Origin of the sequence: Hydrogenophaga sp. (assembly GCF_051858985.1) — a bacterium.
Taxonomy (GTDB): domain Bacteria; phylum Pseudomonadota; class Gammaproteobacteria; order Burkholderiales; family Burkholderiaceae_C; genus Hydrogenophaga.
In genome coordinates this window covers 422,159-443,699 of record NZ_JBHYGM010000001.1, presented here as the reverse complement: position 1 = coordinate 443,699, position 21,541 = coordinate 422,159, and the positions used below count along the sequence as shown (strand labels likewise).

Below are 21,541 nucleotides of genomic sequence, written 5' to 3'. Positions count from 1 at the left end.
GCACCATGCAGGAAGTCCTGCGTATTTCATCGATCTGCTGCGAAGGCTCCGTGACACCCCGCCGCCGCCAGAGGGTTTGCCCGGAGATACCACACATGTCCCTGCAAGCCCCACGGTCTGTCATCACCGTGCCATCAAAATCGCAGCAACTAGAATGATCCGCACCATGACACACGACACCATCGTTCTCGGCGCAGGCATGGTGGGCGTGGGTTGTGCGCTCCACCTGCAGGCCAGGGGCCAGGCGGTTGCGCTGCTCGATCGCCGCGCGCCCGGCCTGGAAACCTCCTACGGCAACGCCGGCATCATCCAGCGCGAAGCCATCGAACCCTACGCGCTGCCGCGGGGCCTGAGCTTCCTGTTGTCGGGCGTCACCAACCGGCGCGTGGACGTGCGCTACAACGCCGCCGACGCCGCGCGCATGCTCGGTCCGCTGTGGTCCTACTACCGCAATTCCGCGCCGGCCCCGCTGCAAAAGATTGCTGCCGAATACGAAACGCTCATCGCCCTGTCGCTGGAAACCCACCAGCAACTCATGCACGATGCCGGCGCGAACGACCTCATCGGCGGGCAGGGCTACCTCATGCTGTTTCGAACCGAGCGCGAACTGCACAGCTTCCATGCGGTGGCGGACCAGCGGGCCACGCAGGGCGTGAACCACATCAAGCTCAGCAGCGCCGACGTGGCTCAAGAAGAACCTTCATTGAAAGGCCGCTTCGCCGGCGCCGTGCGCTGGACGGACCCCGTGGCCATCCGCAGCCCGGGCGACCTGGTGCAGCGCTACGCGCAACTCTTCGAACAGCGCGGCGGCGCCGTGCACCTGGGCGAAGCCATGACCCTGCGCCGCGCAGACGCCGGCACCTGGCAAGTGGACACGGCCAGCGGCCACACCCTCAGGGCCCGGCAGGTGGTGGTGGCACTCGGCCCCTGGACCACGCAGCTCACTTCACGCTTTGGCTACACCGCGCCCGTCATCCCCAAGCGCGGGTACCACATGCACTACGCGCCCGTGCCGGGCCAGCCACTGAACTGCACCGTCATCGACGCCGAATACGGCTACGTCATCGCACCCATGAAAAAGGGCCTGCGCCTGACCACCGGCGCCGAATTGGCGAACGTGGACGCCCCCCGCAACACAGCCCAGATCGAAGCCGCCGAACACATCGCCCGCCAGAGCTTCCCCCTGGGTCAACGCGTCGAGCCCGAACCCTGGATGGGCACACGCCCCTGCATGCCCGACATGAAACCCGTCTTCGGCGCCGTGCCCGAAGTGCCCGGCCTGTGGTGCGCCTTCGGGCACGGGCACCAGGGATTCACGCTGGGGCCGGTGACGGGGGAGCTGCTGGCGGCGATGATGACCGGAGCGGTGCCACGGGTGGATGTGCGGCCGTTTTCGCCGGGACGGTTTGGTTGATCGTCTAGGGGGCCTCGCCGTAGACTTGGGCAAGAGCCGCAAAAGGCATCATCCGCGCATCAGCCGTGCTCTCGGTGGTGCCGGCTGTTCTTGCGAGCCGGTAGAAGCTCGGTGGGTGTGCAGAGGACACCACGGCTGGCGGCCAGGCAACCTATGCGTGCGTTATCCTGTTTGCAAGTTACGAAAAACAGCGAAGTGCACACTTTTTTTCTACACAATGTTTTAAGTTTTGAGCCCAAGCTCGCGCATGCTCTTGGGCACTACCGCCCCTATTACGTCAAAGGGGAAGATGGGGAAAAGATTCGAAACCCGCAGTTTGATGCTCACTCTCAACAAGTACTGAATCTCAAGTCGCCAGACAGGCGACAGTACTTCGATCCTGCCGTACGCTACTGCAGTGGAGTGCTAAGGCAATTTCTGCAAAAGCAAAACTTTGGGGCGGCGGAGATATTGATCATTCCTTCAAGTAAGAAGGGCCAAGTTTCTCAGGGCCTCGAAAAGGTTGTTCAGAACATTTGCCGCACCGACAGGCGCGTAGTCTACGTACCTGGTGGGCTTACGCGTGACAAGACAATCGAAAAGCTTGCGACTGGGGGGGACCGGTCCGTCCAAATTCATCTTGATTCGATGAGCTACCACCCAAGGCCGGGGAGCCCGGGTTTTAAGATTGTTCTGGACGATGTGTCGACATCGGGAAATTCATTGGCGGCTGCATGCACCCTCATCGGGCAGTATGGGATGGGCGCAACGACTCTGCCCTTGGTTTTTGGGCGTACCACCCATGACTGAATCAGATGTTGTTGTTGCGGTTGCTACCCTCGGACTAATCCGAGCTAAGCGGCTGACGCTCTCGGCAGCCACGGACCTACTGAGCCGCATACGCTCAGAATTAGATCATCCGATCTCGATTGACGCAGTGCTTGACTTGGTTAAGACGCCACGTGCTTTAGTGAATGGCTCTGTTGCCGACGCTCAACGAGATATTGACCGTGGTCTTGCGCTTGATGTTTGGCCAATCCCGATCTCTTCGGAAAAGTATCCGTTTTCATTGCGCGGTATCGCGGACGCTCCACCCCTATTGTTCGTACGCGGTGATCAGTCGGTCCTCGCCAAGGTACCTGGCGTTGCTGTGGTTGGGACGCGTAAAGCTTCGGCACATGGGCTTGTGATCGCCACGCGTGTGTCTCAGTACTTGTCAGAACGTGGCTGGTCCGTTGTCAGCGGGTTGGCGTTGGGAATTGATGCCGCTGCTCACGAGGGCGCATTGTTAGGAAAGACCCCGACCATCGCGGTGCTGGCGCATGGCTTGGAAATTGCCCACCCTACGGCAAATCGACCACTCGCGCAGCGTATTCTGGAAGCGGGAGGTGTCTGGGTCTCGGAACACCCGGTCGGGGTCAAGGCAATGCCGGCGAATTTTGTGCTGCGGAATCGTATTCAAGTTGGACTATCTTGTGCGTCGATCATTGTTGAGGGTGAAGAGCAGAGCGGTTCAAAAACGCAGGCGGACTTCTGCCTGCGGAACAGGCGACTGCTATTCGCCGTACTTCCTGAAGTAGGGTCGAACGTTGCGACCGTTAGTGAGCTACCAAGGATGCTAGTGAAGGTGCGAGGCGCCACACCCATTTACTCTAAAAACGACTATCCGAGCGTGCTTGTACAGGTGGAGCGCGCTGCGAAAGTGCTGGGTCAACCAGGGGCATAGCATGCCGTTCTTGAGTGCAAATAGGACAGTGCATGTCTGGCTTGCATCAATGCCTGCTAGTGGGCTGTCTGAAGTCGCAGTTCGGCTAGGTAGCACAAACTCGCTGATGTCATGACGCTCGATGGCAAACAACATCCCACGCAACGCGAGTGGCACGGAGCGCATCATTTTTGGTGTTACCGACCCAACGCATTTCGCTGGGATGGTGAACGGATCGCGGGCATCAACTTCTACCCGTTGGCGTCCCAGATGCGAAAGTGGATGGATCGGAGTGGCGATCTTCCCGTGGTAACCGATGCCGATCGACAGAAGAGCGGTGGCTACAAGAACCCCTACACGTTCAACGGAGTGGCGCTCGTTCTACTACTGAGTCGAGTCATCAACGCTTTTCACGAATACGCCACCATGTCATCGCCGGACCATGACTCAATGGACGCAGAAGTTGAAAGACTCCGCTTGTACAACGAATTGCTGCTCTACTCAGCAAGAGTGTGCGAGGTTGTAATCAAGCAGCTACTTCATTGCACTCAATTCCCCGAGGCGCGGTACAGGCGCATGGCGCTTGGAGCTCTGCTTGAGTCTCCATGTCCGAGTTGCAAGAGGGAAAACGGAAATGTGCCTCACACAGTTTCAATGGTTGGCACGCTAGCGCACCCATTTCGCTTGTGCCTGGAATTTGAACATTGCGCCATGGATCACATGGACCTTGTGAATAAGCTGCGCAACTCGCAGGCTGCCCATTCCGAGATTCAGGCTTTAAACATCCGATCCGTGCAAGAGTCGAAGGACCAACTGTTGAAGGATGGCACCGAAGTGATGACAAGTTTTCATCACATGCTGTGGCATTTGGAGAAGCTTGAGGGACACATGTTTAGCGACTTGGCAGAGAAGGGCGACTCCATCACTATGTTGAGGCTGAACGGTCTTCCGCCTGAGGAGCGCAACTACAGGTTGATACCCGGGGAAAGGTTTGTGTTTGGGTCAGACGCCGATAGGCGATAGCGGTGTGACGCCTGCTACAGGGGGGCAGAGCCGTAGGGCGATAGCCCAGGGACACATGAGACGCGTCCATTGCATAAGATTCTTGGCGTGTTGTCTCCAATTTGCCCACAGCAACTGCCAAAGGAAAAAGCCCCTGACCACGACAGTCAGGGGCTTTCTATTTGTTGGTGCCGGAGAGATGAATCGAACACCCGACCTTCTCATTACGAATGAGCTGCTCTACCGACTGAGCTACACCGGCAACGCCCGCGATTATAGCCCGGTGTGGTAGCTGGTCACGCGGTCGACTTCGTTCTTCGAGCCCAGGATCACGCTCACGCGCTCGTGCAACTTGCCGGGCTGGATGTCCAGGATGCGTTCCTTGCCGTTGGTGGCGGCGCCGCCGGCCTGTTCCACCAGCCAGCCCATGGGGTTGGCTTCGTACATCAGGCGCAGTTTGCCGGGCTTGTTGGGTTCGCGCTTGTCCCAGGGGTACATGAAGATGCCGCCGCGCGTGAGGATGCGGTGCACGTCGGCCACCATGCTGGCCACCCAGCGCATGTTGAAGTCCTTGCCGCGCGGGCCTTCCTTGCCGGCCAGGCATTCGTCCACATAGCGCTTCACGGGGGCGTCCCAGTGGCGCATGTTGCTCATGTTGATGGCGAATTCCTTGGTGTCGGCGGGAATCTGCACGTTTTCCTGGGTGAGCACGAAGGAGCCTTGCTCGCGGTCGAGCGTGAACATGGCCACGCCGTCGCCCACGGTGAGCACCAGCGTGGTCTGCGGGCCGTACACGCAGTAGCCGGCGGCCACCTGCTGGGCGCCGCGTTGCAGAAAGTCCTGCTCGCTCACGCCGGCGCTGCCTTCGGGCTTCTTGAGCACGCTGAAGATGGTGCCGATGCTCACGTTCACGTCGATGTTGGACGAGCCGTCGAGCGGGTCGAACAGCAGCAGGTATTCGCCCTGCGGGTAGCGGTTGGGCACCACGTAGATGCTGTCCATTTCCTCGCTGGCCATGGCCGCCAGGTGGCCGCCCCATTCGTTGGCTTCGATCAGCACTTCGTTGGCAATGATGTCGAGCTGCTTCTGCACCTCGCCCTGAACGTTCTCGGTGCTGGCCACGCCGAGCACGCCGCCCAGGTCGCCCTTGTTCACGGCCTGGCTGATGCTCTTGCAGGCGCGGGCCACCACCTCAAGCAGCAGGCGCAACTGGGAAGGGATGTGGCCGTCGACGCGCTGTTGTTCGACGAGGTAGCGGGTGAGGGAGATGCGTTTGGACATGGTGTCTTTCGTTCAGTCGGCGAGTGCGCGGGTAACCACTTCGCGCAGGTCGTTGCTCAGTTCGGGCTTGGCCGCCACGCGGGCGATGGCTTCGCGCGCGGCGCTGCGGTAGGGCTCGGCCAGCTTTCGCCAGCGGTCCAGCGCGCGCGCCAGGCGCGCGGCCACCTGGGGGTTGAAGGCGTCGAGTTCGACCACGCGGTCGCTCCAGAAACGGTAACCCGCTGCGTCGGCGCGGTGGAAGGCGCCTGGGTTGGCGCTGCAATAGCTGAAGATCACGCTGCGGGCGCGGTTCGGGTTCTTCAGGTTGAAGTCGGGGTGGCTCATGAGCTGGCGCACCGCGGGCAACACGTTGCCCTGGCGGTCGCTGGCGCCGGCCTGCAGGGCGAACCATTTGTCGATGACCAGGGCCTCATGGCGGAACAGCGTGTGGAAGTTGTCCAGCGCCTGGCGAGCCAGCGCGTGGCCACTGGTCACCAGGGCGCTCAGGGCGTTGAAGCGGTCGGTCATGTTCCCGGCCACCTGGAAGTGGTGCCAGGCTTTTTCGGGCCAGTCGAGCCGGGTGTCGTCACGGGCGGCCAGGCACAGCATGATGAGGGCCATGCCGGCGAGCGCGCGGCGGCCGGTGCTGCGCGGGTCGGGGCGGTAGGAGCCGTTGTCCTTGTGGGCTTCAAAAGCCCACACCCAGTCGTCCTGCAACGCGGTGGCCAGTTGGGCGCGCATGGCTTCGCGCACGGCGTGCACGCGCTGCGGGTCCACTTCGGCCAGTTGCTCGGCAATGTAGGTCTCGCTGGGCAGGGTGAGCACCAGTTCCTTGAACGCCGCGTCCAGCGAGGAGTGGCGCAACACATCGCGCATGGCGCCCAGGAAGGCGCCGTCCAGTGGCTCGTGGCTCACCGGGCCTTCCGCCAGGATGGCCTTGAGCGCGCGGCGCAGGGCCAGGCGCTGCGCTGCTTCCCAGCGGTTGAAGGGATCGGTGTCGTGCGCCAGCAGCGTCATGAGCTGGGCGTCGGTGTAGTGACAGTCCAGCACCACGGGCGCCGAGAAGCCGCGCAGCAACGAAGGCACCGGCTCGCTTTCCAGGTTGACGAAGGTGAAGCTCTCGCTGGCTTGCGTCAGCACAAAGGTGCGGCTGCCTGGCTCGGGCTGGGTCCAGTGGGCCAGTTGCAGCGGCAGTTCGGCGCCGTGTGCATCCAGCAGGCCGAGCGACACCGGGATGACGAAAGGCTCCTTGGTCACCTGACCAGGCGTGGGCGCGCAGCTCTGGCTGAGGGTCAGGGTGTAGGTGCGCGCGGCTGCGTCAAAGTGGCCTTCGGCCAGCACATGCGGCGTGCCGGCCTGGCTGTACCAGCGCTTGAACTGCGGCAGCAGGCGATTCAGGTCCGACTCCGGATTGGCATCGGCAATCGCCTGGGCGAAGTCGTCGCAGGTCACGGCCTGGCCGTCGTGGCGTTCGAAGTAGAGCTTCATGCCCTTCGCGAAGCCCTGGCGCCCGGTCAGCGTCTGCATCATGCGCACCACCTCGGCGCCTTTTTCGTAGACCGTGACGGTGTAGAAGTTGTTGATCTCGGCGTAGCTGTCGGGCCGCACCGGGTGGGCCATGGGTCCGGCATCTTCCGGGAATTGCGCGGTGCGCAGCACGCGCACATCTTCAATGCGCTTGACCGCGCGTGCCGAGGGTTCGGCGCACAGGTCCATGCTGAACTCCTGGTCGCGGAACACGGTGAGGCCTTCCTTCAACGAGAGCTGGAACCAGTCGCGGCACGTCACGCGGTTGCCAGTCCAGTTGTGGAAGTACTCGTGTCCCACCACCGATTCGATGTTGGCAAAGTCGGTGTCGGTGGCCGTGGCGCTGTTGGCCAGAACGTACTTCGTGTTGAAGATGTTCAGGCCCTTGTTCTCCATCGCTCCCATGTTGAAGTCGGCGGTGGCCACGATCATGAAACGCTCCAGATCCAGCGGCAGGCCGAAGCGGGCTTCGTCCCAGGCCACGCTGGCAATCAGCGAGTTCATGGCGTGTTCGGTCTTGTCCATGTCGCCGGGACGCACATACACCTGCAGCAGGTGCGGGTTGCCGTTGCGCGCGGTGATGCGCTGCTCGCGCGCCACCAGCTGGCCGGCCACCAGGGCAAACAGGTAGCACGGCTTCTTGTGCGGGTCGACCCACTTCGCGAAGTGGCGGCCCTCGGCCAGCTCGCCTTCTTCCACCAGGTTGCCGTTGGAGAGCAGCACCGGATACTTCGCCTTGTCGGCGCGCAGCGTCACGGTGTAGCTGGCCATCACGTCCGGGCGGTCCAGGAAGTAGGTGATGCGCCGGAAGCCCTCGGCCTCGCACTGCGTGAAGAACGTGCCCTGGCTGACGTACAGGCCCATCAATTGCGTGTTCTTCTCGGGTGAGCAGGTGGTGAAGATCTCCAGATCAAAAGGCTCGGCGCCTTCTGGCAGGCTCTCCAGCACCAGTTGCACGCCTTCGATCTTGAACGAGCAGCCCGCGCCATTGACCAGCACGCGCGCGAGGTTCAGGTCTTCCCCATCAAGCCGCAGCGCCTGGGCCGGCACGTCCGGGTTGCGGCGCAGTCGCATCTTGTTGAGCACTCGCGTCTTGGCCGGATCCAGGTCGAAGCAGAGGTCCACCGTCTCGATCCAGTAGGCCGGGGCGGCGTAGTCTTCTCGGCGAACCACGGTGGTGGGGCCTTCACGCAATGAGCTCATGGGTCAGACCCCCTGTTTGAGAGACGCTTCAATGAAGGGATCGAGATCGCCGTCCAGCACCTTCTGCGTGGCGGAGATCTCGACGTTGGTGCGCAAGTCCTTGATGCGGCTGTTGTCCAGCACATAAGAGCGGATCTGGTGACCCCAGCCCACATCGGTCTTGGTGTCTTCCAGTTTCTGCTGCTCTTCCTGGCGCTTGCGCAGCTCGTGGTCGTACAGGCGCGAGCGCAGGCGCTTCCACGCCACGTCGCGGTTGCTGTGCTGGCTGCGGCCGTCCTGGCACTGCACCACGATGCCGGTGGGCAAGTGCGTCAGGCGCACGGCCGAGTCGGTCTTGTTGATGTGCTGGCCACCGGCACCGCTGGCGCGGTAGGTGTCCACGCGCACATCGGCCGGGTTGATGTCGATCTCGATCGAGTCGTCGATCTCGGGATACACGAAGATCGAAGCAAACGAGGTATGGCGCCCGCCGGACGAATCGAACGGGCTCTTGCGCACCAGGCGGTGCACACCGGTCTCGGTTCGCAGCAGGCCGAAGGCGTACTCGCCTTCCACCTTGATGGTGGCGCTCTTGATGCCGGCCGTGTCGCCTTCGGTCTCGTCCTCCAGCGTGGTCTTGAAGCCCTTGCGTTCCGCGTAGCGCAGGTACTGGCGCAGCAGCATGCTGGCCCAGTCGCAGGCTTCGGTGCCACCCGCGCCGGCCTGGATGTCGACGAAACAGTTCAAGGGGTCCGCCGGGTTGTTGAACATGCGGCGGAACTCGAGCTTCTCCACTTCGGCCGCCAGCTTGGCCGCTTCGCCTTCAATGGTGATCAGGCCAGCGTCGTCGCCGTCTTCGCTCGACATCTCGAACAGCTCGGTGTTGTCGGAGAGTTCGCTGGTGAGCCGGTCCAGCACCAGCACCACATCTTCCAGTGACTTCTTTTCGCGGCCCAGGTCCTGGGCACGCTTGGGGTCGTTCCAGACCGTGGGATCCTCCAGGGCGGACTCGACTTCTTTCAGCTTCGATGCCTTGGCATCGTAGTCAAAGATACCTCCGGAGCTCGACCACCCGGGTGGTCAAGTCTTCGAGCTGGCTGCGGATGGTGTTGCTGCGTTCGGCGTCCATGGGTCTCTTCCTGCGGTGCGTGAATCAAAACCGCGATTTTCTCATGGCACGCCGCCGGCTGCCTGATCAGAAGCGCCAGGTGGCGCCCACCATGAAGGCAGCGGTGCCCAGCAGCTGCACTTCCACGCTGGCGCTGGGCGAGAGCCGGTAGCCAACGGCCGGGATGATGACGGGCGCAAAGCCGCCCACATTGAGCGGCACCTTGTTCTTGTACTTGCCCACGTAGCCATAGATGATGCCGGCGGTGGCGGACACATAGACCTCCGGGTAGCTAGCCAGCAGCCCGGGCCAGGTCTTGCCGATGTAGGCGTAGGCCGATGGCTGGCCAAAGGAGTTGTTGAAGAGGCTGAAGCCGCAGACGCGCTCGTTCGGGAGCAGACGGCTCACGCTGAGCGCGTAGACCTGCTTGTGCTCTTCGTCGTAAGACCAGTGGTGGGTGTAGGGAGAGAAGAAGACCTGGTATTTCTGACCCGTGCCGGAAAGCTGGCCCAGGCCCGGACACAACGCCTCCTGAATCCGGCCTTCGGCGTGAACGGGACCTGCCAGCGCGGCACACAGGAGAGCGGCGCAAAGACAGGGGCCGGGTGCGGGGGATATTGACATGGGCATGGCGCCCAAGTATGCATGCAGACCACGCATGGGAGCTCGGCCGCGTGCAACAACCCGTACACGCGCTCAGGGTGCCTGAACGCCCAGGAAATCCTCGATGAGACGGGCCAGCTCTTCAGGCTGGTCGTGGTGCATCATGTGGCCCGCGTCGTTGACCACGGCGCTGCGCAGGTTGGGCACCGCTTCCATGCGCTGGTGGAATTCCGCCAGAGTGAACCTCCCCTTCCACCAGAGCGACAGGCTGTCGTCGCTGGCCGTGACCGACAACACCGGCGCACTGATGCGCCGGTACAGCTCCAGCGTTTCGTCCACGCGGAACAGCTGCGCACTCACCACCTTGTGCGCGGCGTCGCCGAGGATCTCCCACTCGCCGTTGGCATTGGGCGCGGCCCATTGCCGCGCGAGCCAGTCTGCCTTGTCTTGGGGCAGGCGGGGGTTGGTCTTCATCAGGCGCCGGGCCACCCCATCGGCAGAGCTGTAGCTTTTCAGCGTGTTCTCACCCTTTCGCATGGCCTTGATCTCATCAAGCCACTGCGCGTAGCGACCCGGGGCTTGTGAAGGTCGTGTTTCGGGCATGCCGAAACCCTCGAGATTGACCAGACGGTGGATGCGCTGCGGCCGCACGCCGGCGTAGATCATGGCCACGTTGCCGCCCATGCTGTGGCCCACCAGGTCCACGGGCCGGTCGCCCACGACGTCGTCGAGCAGGGCGTCCAGGTCGGCCAGGTAGTCGGGAAACCAGTAGCTGTCCGGCGATGGGCCTTCGGCCCTGGTGAGGCCGAAGCCGCGCCAGTCGGGCGCAAGGATCCAGCGCGCTTCGGCCAGGGCATCCACCACGAACTGCCAGGAAGCCGACACGTCCATCCAGCCGTGCACCAGCACCAGCGGTACCTGGGCCGGGTCGGGCTCGCCCCAGCTGCGAAGGTGGCAGGTGAGCTGGCGGATCGGGAGGAACTCGCTGCGCGAGGGCTTCAGGGCTTGGTACATTCGATGGATCATAAAGAACAGGCCGGAGACAACGCATGCGCCAGAGTCAAGCCAGGGACAAGAAGGCGAGTGATCAGATGAACCTGTACGAAGCCCTGCACGAGGGCTTTGGCTGGGAGGTGCCCGAGCACTTCAATATCGCGGACGTGTGCATGCGCCGTTGGGCGGCACGCTCTGCCAGCGCCCCGCAAACCGCGGTGATCGCCTGCGCGCCGGATCGCACCGATCAGCGCCACAGCTATGCGGACCTGCTCGACCAGGCGAACCGCCTGTCTCAGGCGCTGGCGGCTCTGGGGGTGCAGCGCGGCGACCGCGTGGCCATCGTGCTGCCGCAGCGTTTCGAGACCGCGGTGGCCTACATGGCGGTGCTTCAGATGGGTGCGGTGGGCATGCCGCTGTCGCAGCTGTTCGGACCCGACGCGCTCGAATACCGTCTGCACGACAGCGAAGCGGTGGTGGCGATCTGCGACGGCGCTTCGCTTGCTCCGCTGCTCGACGTGCGCGAGAACTGCCCGTTGCTGCGTTGCGTGATCGGCATCGATGGCGACGGCACGCCCGAAGGCATGCGCGCCGACCTCGACTGGACTTCGCTGCTGGCTCAGGAGACGGCGGAGTTCGACGCGGTGAACACGCTGGCCGAAGAAGCCGCAGTGCTCATCTACACCAGCGGCACCACCGGCAATCCCAAAGGCGCGCTCATTCCACACCGCGCGCTCATCGGCAACCTGCCCGGATTCGTGTGCAGCCAGAACTGGTTCGGCTTCGATCCGTTCAACGAAAAGGTGTCCACCCAGGCGGTGTTCTGGTCGCCGGCCGACTGGGCATGGACCGGTGGACTGATGGACGCGCTCTTGCCCACGCTGTATTTCGGCCGTCCCATCGTGGCGTGGCAGGGGCGATTCGCCCCGCTCACCGCGTTCGAATTGATGCAGCGCCATGGCGTCACGCACAGCTTCCTGTTCCCGACGGCGCTCAAGGCCATGATGAAAGCGGTGCCTGACGTTCGCGCGAAGTACCGTCTGAAGCTGCAGGCGCTCATGAGCGCAGGCGAGGCGGTGGGCGACGCCGTGTTCGCCTACTGCCGGGATCAACTGGGCGTGACCGTGAACGAGATGTTTGGCCAGACCGAGATCAACTACATCGTGGGCAACTGCTCGCGCCTGTACCCCGCCAGGCCGGGCAGCATGGGCAAGGGCTACCCCGGCCACCGCGTGGCGGTGATCGACGACGAGGGGCGTGAGAGCGCGGTGGGCACGCCCGGCGAGGTGGCCGTGCACCGGCTCGATCGCCACGGGCACCCGGACCCGACCTTTTTTCTTGGTTACTGGAAAAACGAGGGCGCGACACGCGCCAAGTACACGGGCGATCCCGCCAGCAGCTGGTGCCGCACGGGCGACCTGGCCGTGCGCGACGCCGAGGGCTACCTCTGGTACCAGGGGCGTGCGGACGATGTGTTCAAGTCAGCGGGTTACCGCATCGGGCCGAGCGAGATCGAGAATTGTCTGGTCAAGCATCCTGCAGTGGCCAACGCGGCCGTGGTGCCGAAGCCGGACAGCGAGCGCGGAGCCCTGGTGAAGGCTTATGTGGTGCTGGCGGCCGGGCATGTGGGAGACGAGGCGCTGGTGAAAGCCCTGCAGGCGCACGTGAAGGGCATGTTGGCCCCCTACGAATACCCCAAGGAAATCGAGTTCATTGCCGCCTTGCCGATGACCACCACGGGCAAGGTTCAGCGGCGGGTCCTGCGGTTGCAGGAAGAGGCCCGGGCGCGTGGTGCGACAGGATGACTGGATCGCAGCCAACAAAAAACCCGGCCTGGCCGGGTTTTTTGTGGATGCGGGATCCGCGATCAGCGTGCGGCGGTCTGCGCAGGCTCGGCCACGTAGATTTCCACGCGGCGATTGGCGGCCCGGCCCTGCGTGGTGCTGTTGTCGGCGATGGGTTCGCGGGAGCCGCGGCCATCGGTGGCGAAGCGCGCCGGAGATACGCCGCGTGCCACCAGATAGTCGCGCGTCGCGTTGGCACGGTCGAACGACAGCGGATTGTTGACGGCGTCGCTGCCGGTGTTGTCGGTGTGGCCGATGATCGCCACGGTGGTGGCCTGGTTGCTCTGAAGCGTGGTGGCGAACTGGCCGAGCACGCGTCCCAGCGTGGGGTTGACGGCCGAGCGGCCCGTGGCAAAGCCCGCGTCGGCTGGCACGTCCAGCTTGAGGCGGTTGTCGGCGGTCTGGCTCACGCCGATGCCGGTGCCCTGGGTGGCTTGCTCCATGGCTTTCTTCTGTTCCTGCATGCGCGTGGACCAGATGTACCCGCCCAATGCGCCGGCGCCGGCACCGATCACAGCACCTTGCGTGGCACCCTTGGAACCACCCGTCAGGCCGCCCAGAATGGCACCGCCCAGCGCGCCGATGCCGGCACCCTTGGCCGAGTCGGATTGCGTTTCGCTCATGTTGGCGCAACCGGCCAGTGCCATGGCAGCAGCGAGGGTGGTGACGGTCAGGCCGCGCGTGATTCGGGTGGTGATGGTGTTCATGGCTTTTTGCTCCACTGCGTTTTGGATGGGGTTCAACGAGATTCTTGACGATGCCGGCCTTCTGGACCGAGGCACTCTAAACTTATACGCCTCCTTCTGAAATTCGCAGTAGGACCCGTCCGACTTTACAAAGATTTTCATGAACTCCATTTCACTCGGCACCAGCAGCCTGAAAGTTTCGCCCATCTGCATGGGCACCATGACATTCGGCCAGCAGGTCGACGAGGCCACGGCGCACCGCATCATGGACCGCGCGCTGGAGCGCGGCCTGAATTTCCTGGACACGGCCGAGATGTACTCGGTGCCGGCGCGTGCCGAAACCTATGGGGCGACCGAAACCATCCTCGGCAACTGGTTTGCGCGCAACCCGGGCCTGCGGCAGAAGGTGGTGCTGGCGTCCAAGGTGGCAGGCCCATCGCGCGGCATGCCATGGGTGCGTGGCGAAGTGGCCGGGCTCACGAAGGCGGAGATCATCCAGGCCTGCGAGAACAGCCTGCGCCGGCTGCAGACCGAGACCATCGATCTCTACCAGATCCACTGGCCAGCCCGCAACGTGCCGGCCTTTGGCGCCACGGTGTTCGACCCGACCAAGGACCGGCCTTGCGCATCCATCCACGAGCAGCTGGAGGCCATGGGCGAACTGGTGCGGGCCGGCAAGGTGCGAGAGATCGGCCTGTCGAACGAGTCGCCATACGGTGTGCACGAATTCGTGCGCGTGGCCGAGCAGCATGGCCTGCCGCGAGTGGCCACGGTGCAGAACCCGTACTGCCTGATCAACCGCAGCTATGAGAACGGGCTGGACGAAACCTGTCATCGCCTGGATGTCTCGCTGCTGGCGTATTCGCCGCTGGGCTTTGGCCTGCTGAGCGGAAAGTACGACGACACCGGCCTGGTGGGTGAGGCGGGGCGCCTCGCACTGTTCGAATCGATGCGCAAGCAACGGTGGGGTCGCCCGGAGGCGCTGGCGGCTGCGCGCCGCTACAACGCGCTGGCGCGGTCGAAGGGACTCACGCCCACGCAACTGGCGCTGGCGTTCTGCTACGCCAACTGGCGCGTGGCCAGCACCATCATCGGAGTCACCACACTCGCGCAGCTTGACGAATGCCTGGATGCCTGGGACACGAAGCTGTCGCCGGAACTGATCGCCGAGATCGACGGCATCCGGTTCGAGCAGCGCGATCCAGCGCAGTGAGTTCCGCCGTGGCGAAGTCATCGCACGTCAGTGAAACGCCCGCCACGGCCTGGCTCAAGTCGCATGGTGTCGCGTACACGGAGCATCCCTACGAGTACCTGGAGCACGGCGGCGCACAGCACAGCGCTCAGGTGCTCGGTCTGGACCCGTTCTCGGTGGTGAAGACGCTCATCATGCAGGACGAAAACACCAAGCCGCTTGCGGTGCTCATGCACGGCAACCGCACCGTGTCCACCAAGAACCTCGCCCGACAGATCGGTGCCAAATCGGTGGAGCCCTGCAAGCCGGAGGTGGCCAACCGGCACAGTGGCTTTCTGGTGGGCGGCACGTCGCCCTTCGGCCTGAAACGCGCCATGCCCGTGTACGTGGAGGCGACCGTGCTGGAACTGCCGCGCATCTGGATCAACGGGGGGCGACGTGGCTACCTGGTGGGCATCGATCCGGGTGTGCTCAATGGCCCCCTGGGCGCAAAGCCCGTGACGTGCGCGCTGGCAGAATAGCCAGCCTGCCGTCTGGCCCTGCACCGCGGCGCACGAACAAGAAAGAGGAGATCCCTTTGGAAGCCATCTACCCCCTGCTGGCCACGCTGGCCGCCTACCTGATCGGCTCGCTGTCCTTTGCCGTGCTGGTGAGTCGCACGATGGGCCTGGCCGATCCGCGCACTTATGGCAGCAAGAATCCTGGCGCCACCAACGTGCTGCGTTCCGGCAGCAAAGCCGCTGCCATCGTCACGCTGCTGCTGGACGCGCTCAAGGGCTGGGTGCCGGTGGTGGCCGTGAAGTGGTGGGGCGAGGCCTGGGGGCTGGGTGATGGCACCGTGGCACTCGTGGGCCTGGCCGCTTTCCTTGGCCATCTGTATCCGGTGTTCTTCGGTTTCCACGGTGGCAAGGGCGTGGCCACCGCGGCCGGTGTCATCGTGGGTTTCCAGCCCTGGCTGGGGCTGGCGGCACTGGCCACCTGGGTCATCATCGCGTTCTTCTTTCGATACTCGTCGCTGGCGTCCATCGTCACGGCAGTCTTTGCGCCCGCGTACTTCCTGCTCGGCCACCGCGTGGCGTGGGACGCGCCCGGCGTCCAGGTGATGGCGCTGACGTTGATGGGGATGCTGCTGGTCTGGCGGCACCAGGAAAACATCAACCGCCTGATGGCAGGCAAGGAAAGCAAGCTGGGAGCAAAGAAGACATGAACGCATCGACCCACATCACCCGCATTGGCGTTGCAGCTCGCTACAGCGAGGCGGCCGTGTTCAACGGCGTGGTGTACCTCGCGGGCATGGTGCCCGAACGTGGCGACACCGACATCCGTGGCCAGACCGAAGACGTGCTCGAGCAGGTGCAGCAGCGCCTGCTGGAAGCCAGTAGCGACAAGTCGCGCATCCTGCGCGCTCAGATCTTCCTGGCCGATATCGCTGAAATCGGTGTGATGAACGAAGTGTGGGACGCGTGGGTGGTGCCGGGCACCGCACCGCCGCGCGCCACGGTGCAGGCGGCGCTGGCGCAGGCTGGCTACCGCATCGAGATCGTTGTCACCGCTGCTCAGAAGCAGGTGTGATCAGAAACGCCTCTCCAGGGTGAGCTGGTCGTTGTTGCGCTGCATCTGGAAGCGCGTGAGGAAGCTGTTGCCCAGCAGGACGAAGGGCATGCTCTGCGGCAGCACGATGGCGGGCACGTCGTACACCTGCGCTTCGCCCACCTTGACGGTGGCCAGCCGCACCTCGAAGCCCGTGACCGACCCGTTGGCGGTGCTCACCTTCACTTTGCGCCCCTTGTCGTAAGCCAGATTGATCCGCCGTGCATCGGATTCGCTCAGGATGACCAGGGTGGCGCCCGTGTCCACCATGAACTGCACTTCGCGGCCGTTGATCTGGCCGGGCGGCATGAAGTGCCCTTGCGCATCGGCGGTGAGCACGATCCGTTGGGCGCCGGTCTGCTCGGCCGCCTTGCCCAGGCTCACGGGGGCGTCGCCCACTCTCAAGGTCTGGCGCTGGCCATTGACCTCGATCACCGCCGAATCGCCCAGCGCGCTCAGGAGTCGAACACCGTTGTGGCTCTGGCCGGGCAGCAGAAAACGGGGTTTGGCACCGTCGATCACCAGCAGCGCGCGGCCGTTGGAAAGACCAGAGAGCGCCACCTGCTGGGCCAACGCCGGCGCAGCAACCAGCAACCAGCAGGCCGCTGCCAGGAACGCAGCGGTGGTGGCGCGCATCAATCCCTGAAGTTGTTGAACGAAAGCGGCAGGTCTTTCAACTCGCTGCGGATCAGTGCCATGGCGGCCTGGAGGTCGTCGCGCTTGCCGCCCGTCACCCGCACGGCATCGCCCTGAATCGCACCCTGCACCTTGAGCTTGCTGCCCTTGAGCACCTGCTGGATCTTCTTGCCGTCCTCGGTGCTCACGCCGTTCCTCACCTTCACCACCTGCTTGACCTTGTCACCGCCGACTTTTTCGACCTTGCCGACGTCAAGAAAGCGCGCGTCCACGCCGCGCTTGGTGAGCTTGCCGCGCAGCACGTCGTCGATCTGCTGGAGCTGGAACTCGGCATCGCCGTGCAGGACGATTTCCTTTTCCTTCTCCTTGAGTTCGATGGCCGCACCGGTGCCCTTGAAATCGAAGCGCGTGCCGATCTCGCGCGAGACCTGGTCGACCGCGTTCTTCACTTCCACAAAATCGGCTTCAAGGACGGTGTCAAAGGAGGGCATGGTGGTGTCTTCGCTCAGGAGGAAAGGGGAATGATGTCGCGGTAGAAATCGATGATCTTCTGTTTGGACGAGCCCATCACGCGCGTGCTCCAGACCAGCTTGCGGTCCTTGTTGTCCGCGATCACCTCGGCGTCGTTGAGCGCCAGCAGTTTCTCGGGTTTGATGTCCAGCCCACAGAGCGTGATGGCCGCCAGCTTCTCGCGCCGGGCGCGCACCCAGGGGAAGAGGGCCTTCACATACAGCCAGCCCGGCAGGTGGAACATGAACTCGTTGGGGAACTTGACCGCGAACGACTTCGGTATGCGTTTCATGTGAGGCTGCGCTGCCCAGCTGATGAAGCGTTCATCGGCGGCCATCGGCCGAAAGCCGAAATCGGGGTGCTGCTGCTCGAGCTCCCGGAACCGCCGCGCGATGTAGGTGCATCGCGCCGGGTGAAAGACCACCACCGACGAGTTGCCGCGCGCGTACTTGCGGCCCTTGGTGGCGCGCCAGATGGCGCGGCCGATGGGCCCGAACGGGATGATGGCGCTCTGCAGCATGAGCACGGTGTCCTGGTCGTCCATGAAGCCCACGGCCTCGCCCATGTCGCCCATGACCACAGTGTCCAGGTCGATGTAGACCGCCGGCAGGTCCTGTGGCAGCACGCCGTCTTCGAACATGGCCAGCTTGGCCTGGCAGCCCACCGACTTGAAGGGCTTCTGCATGTAGAAGGGCGGAAACAGGCTGGTCTGAACGAAAGGGAGCAGGCCGGCCTTGGGTTCGTCGCAGATCAGGACAAAACGCGGCACGCGGCGGCTGTGGGCGGCGATGCGTTCGATCAGGTGGTTGATCAGCGTGACCGGGTACTTCGTGCCCCAGCACACCAGCACGCATTGCCATGTGGGCGAACTGGCGGGCGTCGAAGGGGCTGGATTCATGGGCTGACGAACGTGCTGCAAGCCCGGTCCGGGCAGAGGCGGGTGAGACAATCGACGGATGATAGTCGAGAACCAGGTTCCTCTACAGGCCCACAACAGCTTCGGCATCGTGGCGCGCGCGCTGCATCTGGCCCGGGTGACGAACGAGGCCGACGTGACGGCCTTGATGGCCAGTGACCAGTGGGCGGCGCTCACGCGCGAAGCACCACCTTTCGTGCTCGGCGGCGGCAGCAATCTGGTGATCACGGGCGACATCAAGCCGCTGGTGATCAAGGTGGAAATCGGTGGTCGCCGCCTGGTGGAAGAAACCGCGCGGGGTCGCGTGGTGGAGGCCGGTGCTGGTGAGAACTGGCACGAGGTGGTGCGCTGGACGCTGGAGCAGGGTTGGCCCGGCCTGGAAAATCTGGCGCTGATCCCCGGCAGCGTGGGCGCCTCTCCTGTGCAGAACATCGGCGCCTATGGCGTGGAGCTGCAGGACCGTTTCCATTCGCTGGATGCCATCGATCTGCAGACCGGGCGCGCGTTCACGCTGGATGCCGCGCAGTGCGGTTTCGGCTACCGCGATTCGGTGTTCAAGCATGTGCCGGCGGGTGCGAAGGGCCTGGGTCTGGCAGGACGGGCGCTCATCACGCGCGTGCGCTTCTGGCTGCCCCAGCCGTGGAAGCCGGTCCTGGGTTATGCCGACCTCGAACGCAAGATCGCCGAGACCGGCATCCAGCATCCGGATGCGCAGCAGATCTTCGACTGGATCTGCGCGATCCGCCGCGCCAAGCTGCCGGACCCGGCGGTGATCGGCAACGCGGGCAGTTTCTTCAAGAACCCGACGGTCAGCGTGGAGCAGTGCGCCGACATCATTGCGCGCGATCCGAAGGTGGTCCATTACCCCATGGCGGATGGCAGCATCAAGCTGGCTGCTGGCTGGCTGATTGACGCCTGCGGCTGGAAGGGCCGGGGTGTGGGGAACGCGGGGGTGTACGAGAAGCAGGCGCTGGTGCTGGTGAACCGTGGAGGTGCCACGGGTGGTGAAGTGATGACTTTGGCCAAGGCCATCCAGACCAGTGTCTACGAGCGCTTCGGCATCTTGCTGGAGCCCGAGCCTGTGGTGGTTTGATTCTTCAGGCCTGCTTTTTCTTCTGGCCCGCTGCCTGCACCCTGGCGGACCCATGTTGGAGCTCCAACATCGCTTCAGATCGAAGAGCCCTGGCGCTCTGCGCAGCGAAATTAAGGAGGAGGGCGGCGAAGCCGACCGGGGGACATTCGCGGAGCAGAGCGCCAGGGCTCTTCGAGCCTGCGAAGGCTTCAGCGAGAAGGCTGTTACTCGCCCTCGAGCTTCAACATCTGCGACCCCTCACCCAACGAAAGCAGACCCGACTTGGCATAGATGCCCAGCTTGGCCCGCGTGTCGGTGATGTCCAGGTTGCGCATGGTGAGCTGACCGATGCGGTCCAGCGGTGAGAAGGGTGCGTCTTCCACTTTCTCCATGCTCAGGCGCTCCGGCGCGTAGGTCAGGTTCGGGCTCTCGGTGTTCAGGATCGAATAGTCGTTCCCACGGCGGAGTTCCACCGTCACCTCACCCGTCACGGCACGCGCCACCCAGCGCTGCGCCGTTTCACGCAGCATGATGGATTGCGGGTCGAACCAGCGGCCCTGGTACAGCAGACGGCCCAGGCGCAGGCCGTTGATGCGGTACTGCTCGATGGTGTCCTCGTTGTGGATGCCCGTCACCAGCCGTTCGTAAGCGATGAACAGCAGCGCCAGCCCAGGTGCCTCGTAGATGCCGCGGCTCTTGGCTTCGATGATGCGGTTCTCGATCTGGTCGCTCATGCCCAAGCCGTGACGCCCGCCGATCTCGTTGGCCTTGAGGATCAGGTCCACGGGGTTGTCGAAAGTCAGACCGTTCAACGCGACCGGCTGGCCTTCTTCGAAGCGCACGGTCACTTCCTCGGCCTTCACCGCGCAGTCCTCACGCCAGAACGGCACGCCCATGATGGGGTTCACGATGCGGATGCCGCTGTTGAGGTTCTCCAGGTCCTTGGCCTCGTGGGTCGCGCCCAGCATGTTGCTGTCGGTGCTGTAGGCCTTCTCGGCGCTCATCTTGTAGCCGAAGCCATTGGCCGTCATGAACGCACTCATCTCCGCGCGCCCACCGAGTTCGTCGATGAACAACTGGTCCAGCCAGGGCTTGTAGATCTTCAGGCTCGGGTTGGTCAACAGGCCGTAACGGTAGAAGCGCTCGATGTCGTTGCCCTTGAAGGTCGAGCCGTCGCCCCAGATGTGGACATCGTCCTCCTTCATCGCGGCCACCAGCATGGTGCCAGTGACAGCGCGGCCCAGCGGCGTGGTGTTGAAGTAGGTCACGCCGGCGGTGCTGATGTGAAACGCACCGCACTGCAGCGCGGCAATGCCTTCGTGGGCAAGCTGGTTGCGGCAGTCGACCAGGCGGGCCTTTTCGGCACCGTACGCCATGGCCTTGCGCGGAATCTCGTCGTAGTCCGGCTCGTCGGGCTGGCCCAGGTTGGCGGTGTAGGCGTAGGGAATCGCGCCCTTCTGCTTCATCCACAGCAACGCGGCCGATGTGTCCAGGCCGCCGGAGAAGGCGATGCCGACTTTCTGTTTCGTGGGAAGGTTCTGGAGGATGGTGGCCATGAGGGGTCAGCCGAAGTGGCAGATGTAGTGGTAGGGCTCGGTCACGCGGATGTCAAAGCTGCTGTTGCCGGGCACGCCGAATTTTTCGCCTGGGCCGGACTTGACCCAGGCATCGCTGCCCGAGAGCTTGTATTCGCAGCCGCCGGCCACGCATTCCATGACCTCGGGCGCACCGGTCTTGAAGGTGAGGGTGGCGGGCAGCACCACACCCACGGATTTCTTCGTGCCATCGGCGAAGGTGATGCCGTGGCTCACGCACTTGCCGTCGAAGTACACGCTGGCCTGGGTGTTGACGGTCACGCCGTCGAATTGGGTGGTGGTCATGAGGGAGTGAAAGGAAAAAGGCGAAACCGCGATTTTAGGTCCGCCAGACGGCGGGCCCGCCCGGTCAGATCCGCTGCTGCCAGGCGGATGCGTCGAAGCCGATGGTGATTTCTCCATCGGCCCACTGAACCACCGGACGCTTGATCACGCTCGGGTTGGCCAGAGCCACCGCCCGCGCGCTGCGGGCGTCGGTGACGGCCGCGCGGCTGGGTTCGTCCAGCTGGCGCCAGGTGTTGCCCTTGCGGTTGATGACGGTCTCCCAGCCGCGCGCGGCCAGCCAGCGGTCGAGCGCGGCTTCGGGCACGCCCTGTTTCTTGAAGTCGTGGAACTGGTGCTCGACGCCGTGTCCGGTGAGCCAGGCGCGAGCCTTCTTGACGGTGTCGCAGTTGGGAATGCCATATACGGTGATCATGTGCGCCATTGTCCGCGATGGGACAATCCC

The 21,541-nt window shown here is 63.8% G+C and carries 21 protein-coding genes and 1 tRNA gene; 9 read left to right on the top strand and 13 right to left on the bottom strand.

The annotated features are described in order from the left end of the window. Nucleotides 1-166: 166 nt before the first annotated feature. The 3 genes from ACTIEY_RS02165 to ACTIEY_RS02155 all read left to right on the top strand — a co-directional run bounded on the left by ACTIEY_RS02165 (nt 167) and on the right by ACTIEY_RS02155 (nt 4,121). Nucleotides 167-1,414 carry an NAD(P)/FAD-dependent oxidoreductase gene (locus tag ACTIEY_RS02165; RefSeq protein ID WP_439517456.1) on the top strand — a complete coding sequence of 416 codons (1,248 nt, stop codon included), beginning with the start codon at nt 167-169 and terminating at the stop codon, nt 1,412-1,414. 781 nt (nt 1,415-2,195) lie between these two features. Beyond that, a complete protein-coding gene (locus ACTIEY_RS02160; protein WP_439517455.1) occupies nt 2,196-3,119 on the top strand; it encodes a DNA-processing protein DprA in 924 nt (307 codons plus the stop codon). A gap of 111 nt (nt 3,120-3,230) precedes the next feature. Further along, nucleotides 3,231-4,121 carry a hypothetical protein gene (locus ACTIEY_RS02155; RefSeq protein ID WP_439517454.1) on the top strand — a complete coding sequence of 297 codons (891 nt, stop codon included), beginning with the start codon at nt 3,231-3,233 and terminating at the stop codon, nt 4,119-4,121. 165 nt (nt 4,122-4,286) lie between these two features. On the opposite strand, the gene ACTIEY_RS02150 is transcribed toward ACTIEY_RS02155, so the two are convergent. The 6 genes from ACTIEY_RS02150 to ACTIEY_RS02125 all read right to left on the bottom strand — a co-directional run bounded on the left by ACTIEY_RS02150 (nt 4,287) and on the right by ACTIEY_RS02125 (nt 10,794). Then, nucleotides 4,287-4,362: transfer RNA gene (locus tag ACTIEY_RS02150), tRNA-Thr, on the bottom strand. 11 nt (nt 4,363-4,373) lie between these two features. Continuing rightward, complete coding sequence (locus ACTIEY_RS02145; RefSeq protein ID WP_439517453.1) at nt 4,374-5,381, bottom strand: class 1 fructose-bisphosphatase; 1,008 nt, start codon at nt 5,379-5,381, stop codon at nt 4,374-4,376. 12 nt (nt 5,382-5,393) lie between these two features. Further along, nucleotides 5,394-8,090: an aminopeptidase N gene (pepN, locus tag ACTIEY_RS02140; protein ID WP_439517452.1), complete on the bottom strand. Its 2,697-nt coding sequence runs from the start codon at nt 8,088-8,090 to the stop codon at nt 5,394-5,396. Nucleotides 8,091-8,093: 3 nt separating this feature from the next. Then, a protein-coding gene (gene prfB / locus ACTIEY_RS02135; RefSeq protein ID WP_439517451.1) for a peptide chain release factor 2 occupies nt 8,094-9,198 on the bottom strand; the annotation gives its coding sequence in 2 pieces (ribosomal slippage) (nt 8,094-9,116 and nt 9,118-9,198; 1,104 coding nt in all). A 66-nt stretch (nt 9,199-9,264) separates the two neighbouring features. Next, on the bottom strand, nt 9,265-9,801 hold the full coding sequence (locus ACTIEY_RS02130) for a hypothetical protein (RefSeq protein ID WP_439517450.1): 537 nt from the start codon (nt 9,799-9,801) through the stop codon (nt 9,265-9,267). 72 nt (nt 9,802-9,873) lie between these two features. After that, nucleotides 9,874-10,794 (bottom strand): alpha/beta fold hydrolase, encoded by a 921-nt coding sequence (locus tag ACTIEY_RS02125; protein ID WP_439517449.1) that lies wholly within the window; start codon nt 10,792-10,794, stop codon nt 9,874-9,876. A gap of 35 nt (nt 10,795-10,829) precedes the next feature. On the opposite strand from ACTIEY_RS02125, the gene ACTIEY_RS02120 reads away from it, so the two are divergent. Beyond that, nucleotides 10,830-12,578, top strand: a complete 1,749-nt coding sequence (locus ACTIEY_RS02120) for an acyl-CoA synthetase (protein WP_439517448.1) — start codon at nt 10,830-10,832, stop codon at nt 12,576-12,578. A 62-nt stretch (nt 12,579-12,640) separates the two neighbouring features. On the opposite strand, the gene ACTIEY_RS02115 is transcribed toward ACTIEY_RS02120, so the two are convergent. After that, entirely contained in the window at nt 12,641-13,324 is a 684-nt protein-coding gene (locus tag ACTIEY_RS02115) for an OmpA family protein (RefSeq protein ID WP_439517447.1), read from the bottom strand. A 139-nt stretch (nt 13,325-13,463) separates the two neighbouring features. On the opposite strand from ACTIEY_RS02115, the gene ACTIEY_RS02110 reads away from it, so the two are divergent. From ACTIEY_RS02110 to ACTIEY_RS02095, 4 genes are read left to right on the top strand one after another with little or no spacing between them, the layout of a single operon-like run. Further along, nucleotides 13,464-14,516, top strand: a complete 1,053-nt coding sequence (locus ACTIEY_RS02110; protein WP_439517446.1) for an aldo/keto reductase — start codon at nt 13,464-13,466, stop codon at nt 14,514-14,516. A gap of 8 nt (nt 14,517-14,524) precedes the next feature. Then, nucleotides 14,525-15,016 carry an aminoacyl-tRNA deacylase gene (locus ACTIEY_RS02105; protein ID WP_439517445.1) on the top strand — a complete coding sequence of 164 codons (492 nt, stop codon included), beginning with the start codon at nt 14,525-14,527 and terminating at the stop codon, nt 15,014-15,016. A 56-nt stretch (nt 15,017-15,072) separates the two neighbouring features. Beyond that, nucleotides 15,073-15,702, top strand: coding sequence for a glycerol-3-phosphate 1-O-acyltransferase PlsY (gene plsY / locus ACTIEY_RS02100; RefSeq protein WP_439517444.1), 630 nt, complete (start codon nt 15,073-15,075; stop codon nt 15,700-15,702). Next, nucleotides 15,699-16,067, top strand: coding sequence for a RidA family protein (locus tag ACTIEY_RS02095; protein ID WP_439517443.1), 369 nt, complete (start codon nt 15,699-15,701; stop codon nt 16,065-16,067). Before plsY ends, ACTIEY_RS02095 begins: the two co-directional genes overlap by 4 nt. Here the strand turns inward: ACTIEY_RS02095 and ACTIEY_RS02090 are convergent, their stop codons facing one another. The 3 genes from ACTIEY_RS02090 to ACTIEY_RS02080 are packed head-to-tail and all read right to left on the bottom strand — an operon-like array spanning nt 16,068 to nt 18,129. After that, nucleotides 16,068-16,721 (bottom strand): retropepsin-like aspartic protease family protein, encoded by a 654-nt coding sequence (locus tag ACTIEY_RS02090; protein WP_439517442.1) that lies wholly within the window; start codon nt 16,719-16,721, stop codon nt 16,068-16,070. Then, nucleotides 16,721-17,212 (bottom strand): YajQ family cyclic di-GMP-binding protein, encoded by a 492-nt coding sequence (locus ACTIEY_RS02085; RefSeq protein ID WP_439517441.1) that lies wholly within the window; start codon nt 17,210-17,212, stop codon nt 16,721-16,723. The genes ACTIEY_RS02090 and ACTIEY_RS02085 overlap by 1 nt, the downstream gene beginning before the upstream one ends. Nucleotides 17,213-17,226: 14 nt before the next feature. Further along, a complete protein-coding gene (locus tag ACTIEY_RS02080; protein WP_439517440.1) occupies nt 17,227-18,129 on the bottom strand; it encodes a hypothetical protein in 903 nt (300 codons plus the stop codon). 58 nt (nt 18,130-18,187) lie between these two features. On the opposite strand from ACTIEY_RS02080, the gene murB reads away from it, so the two are divergent. Then, the gene (murB, locus tag ACTIEY_RS02075; RefSeq protein WP_439517439.1) at nt 18,188-19,240 is read left to right on the top strand and encodes a UDP-N-acetylmuramate dehydrogenase; all 1,053 of its coding nucleotides are present in this window, start codon (nt 18,188-18,190) and stop codon (nt 19,238-19,240) included. A gap of 203 nt (nt 19,241-19,443) precedes the next feature. Here the strand turns inward: murB and argG are convergent, their stop codons facing one another. The 3 genes from argG to ACTIEY_RS02060 form a co-directional block, all read right to left on the bottom strand. Beyond that, nucleotides 19,444-20,775: an argininosuccinate synthase gene (gene argG, locus ACTIEY_RS02070; protein WP_439517438.1), complete on the bottom strand. Its 1,332-nt coding sequence runs from the start codon at nt 20,773-20,775 to the stop codon at nt 19,444-19,446. A 6-nt stretch (nt 20,776-20,781) separates the two neighbouring features. Next, a complete protein-coding gene (locus ACTIEY_RS02065) occupies nt 20,782-21,099 on the bottom strand; it encodes a pyrimidine/purine nucleoside phosphorylase (protein ID WP_439517437.1) in 318 nt (105 codons plus the stop codon). Nucleotides 21,100-21,163: 64 nt separating this feature from the next. Continuing rightward, nucleotides 21,164-21,511: an ArsC family reductase gene (locus ACTIEY_RS02060; protein WP_439517436.1), complete on the bottom strand. Its 348-nt coding sequence runs from the start codon at nt 21,509-21,511 to the stop codon at nt 21,164-21,166. Between the last annotated feature and the right edge of the window lie 30 nt (nt 21,512-21,541).

What these genes read in the sequence shown, in the direction of transcription:
- ACTIEY_RS02165 (WP_439517456.1), top strand. Translation starts at nt 167, where the DNA reads ATGACACACGACACCATCGTTCTCGGCGCAGGCATGGTGGGCGTGGGT.
- ACTIEY_RS02160 (WP_439517455.1), top strand. Translation starts at nt 2,196, where the DNA reads ATGACTGAATCAGATGTTGTTGTTGCGGTTGCTACCCTCGGACTAATC.
- ACTIEY_RS02155 (WP_439517454.1), top strand. Translation starts at nt 3,231, where the DNA reads ATGACGCTCGATGGCAAACAACATCCCACGCAACGCGAGTGGCACGGA.
- ACTIEY_RS02145 (WP_439517453.1), bottom strand. Translation starts at nt 5,381, where the DNA reads ATGTCCAAACGCATCTCCCTCACCCGCTACCTCGTCGAACAACAGCGC.
- pepN (WP_439517452.1), bottom strand. Translation starts at nt 8,090, where the DNA reads ATGAGCTCATTGCGTGAAGGCCCCACCACCGTGGTTCGCCGAGAAGAC.
- ACTIEY_RS02130 (WP_439517450.1), bottom strand. Translation starts at nt 9,801, where the DNA reads ATGTCAATATCCCCCGCACCCGGCCCCTGTCTTTGCGCCGCTCTCCTG.
- ACTIEY_RS02125 (WP_439517449.1), bottom strand. Translation starts at nt 10,794, where the DNA reads ATGTACCAAGCCCTGAAGCCCTCGCGCAGCGAGTTCCTCCCGATCCGC.
- ACTIEY_RS02120 (WP_439517448.1), top strand. Translation starts at nt 10,830, where the DNA reads ATGCGCCAGAGTCAAGCCAGGGACAAGAAGGCGAGTGATCAGATGAAC.
- ACTIEY_RS02115 (WP_439517447.1), bottom strand. Translation starts at nt 13,324, where the DNA reads ATGAACACCATCACCACCCGAATCACGCGCGGCCTGACCGTCACCACC.
- ACTIEY_RS02110 (WP_439517446.1), top strand. Translation starts at nt 13,464, where the DNA reads ATGAACTCCATTTCACTCGGCACCAGCAGCCTGAAAGTTTCGCCCATC.
- ACTIEY_RS02095 (WP_439517443.1), top strand. Translation starts at nt 15,699, where the DNA reads ATGAACGCATCGACCCACATCACCCGCATTGGCGTTGCAGCTCGCTAC.
- ACTIEY_RS02090 (WP_439517442.1), bottom strand. Translation starts at nt 16,721, where the DNA reads ATGCGCGCCACCACCGCTGCGTTCCTGGCAGCGGCCTGCTGGTTGCTG.
- ACTIEY_RS02085 (WP_439517441.1), bottom strand. Translation starts at nt 17,212, where the DNA reads ATGCCCTCCTTTGACACCGTCCTTGAAGCCGATTTTGTGGAAGTGAAG.
- ACTIEY_RS02080 (WP_439517440.1), bottom strand. Translation starts at nt 18,129, where the DNA reads ATGAATCCAGCCCCTTCGACGCCCGCCAGTTCGCCCACATGGCAATGC.
- murB (WP_439517439.1), top strand. Translation starts at nt 18,188, where the DNA reads ATGATAGTCGAGAACCAGGTTCCTCTACAGGCCCACAACAGCTTCGGC.
- argG (WP_439517438.1), bottom strand. Translation starts at nt 20,775, where the DNA reads ATGGCCACCATCCTCCAGAACCTTCCCACGAAACAGAAAGTCGGCATC.
- ACTIEY_RS02065 (WP_439517437.1), bottom strand. Translation starts at nt 21,099, where the DNA reads ATGACCACCACCCAATTCGACGGCGTGACCGTCAACACCCAGGCCAGC.
- ACTIEY_RS02060 (WP_439517436.1), bottom strand. Translation starts at nt 21,511, where the DNA reads ATGATCACCGTATATGGCATTCCCAACTGCGACACCGTCAAGAAGGCT.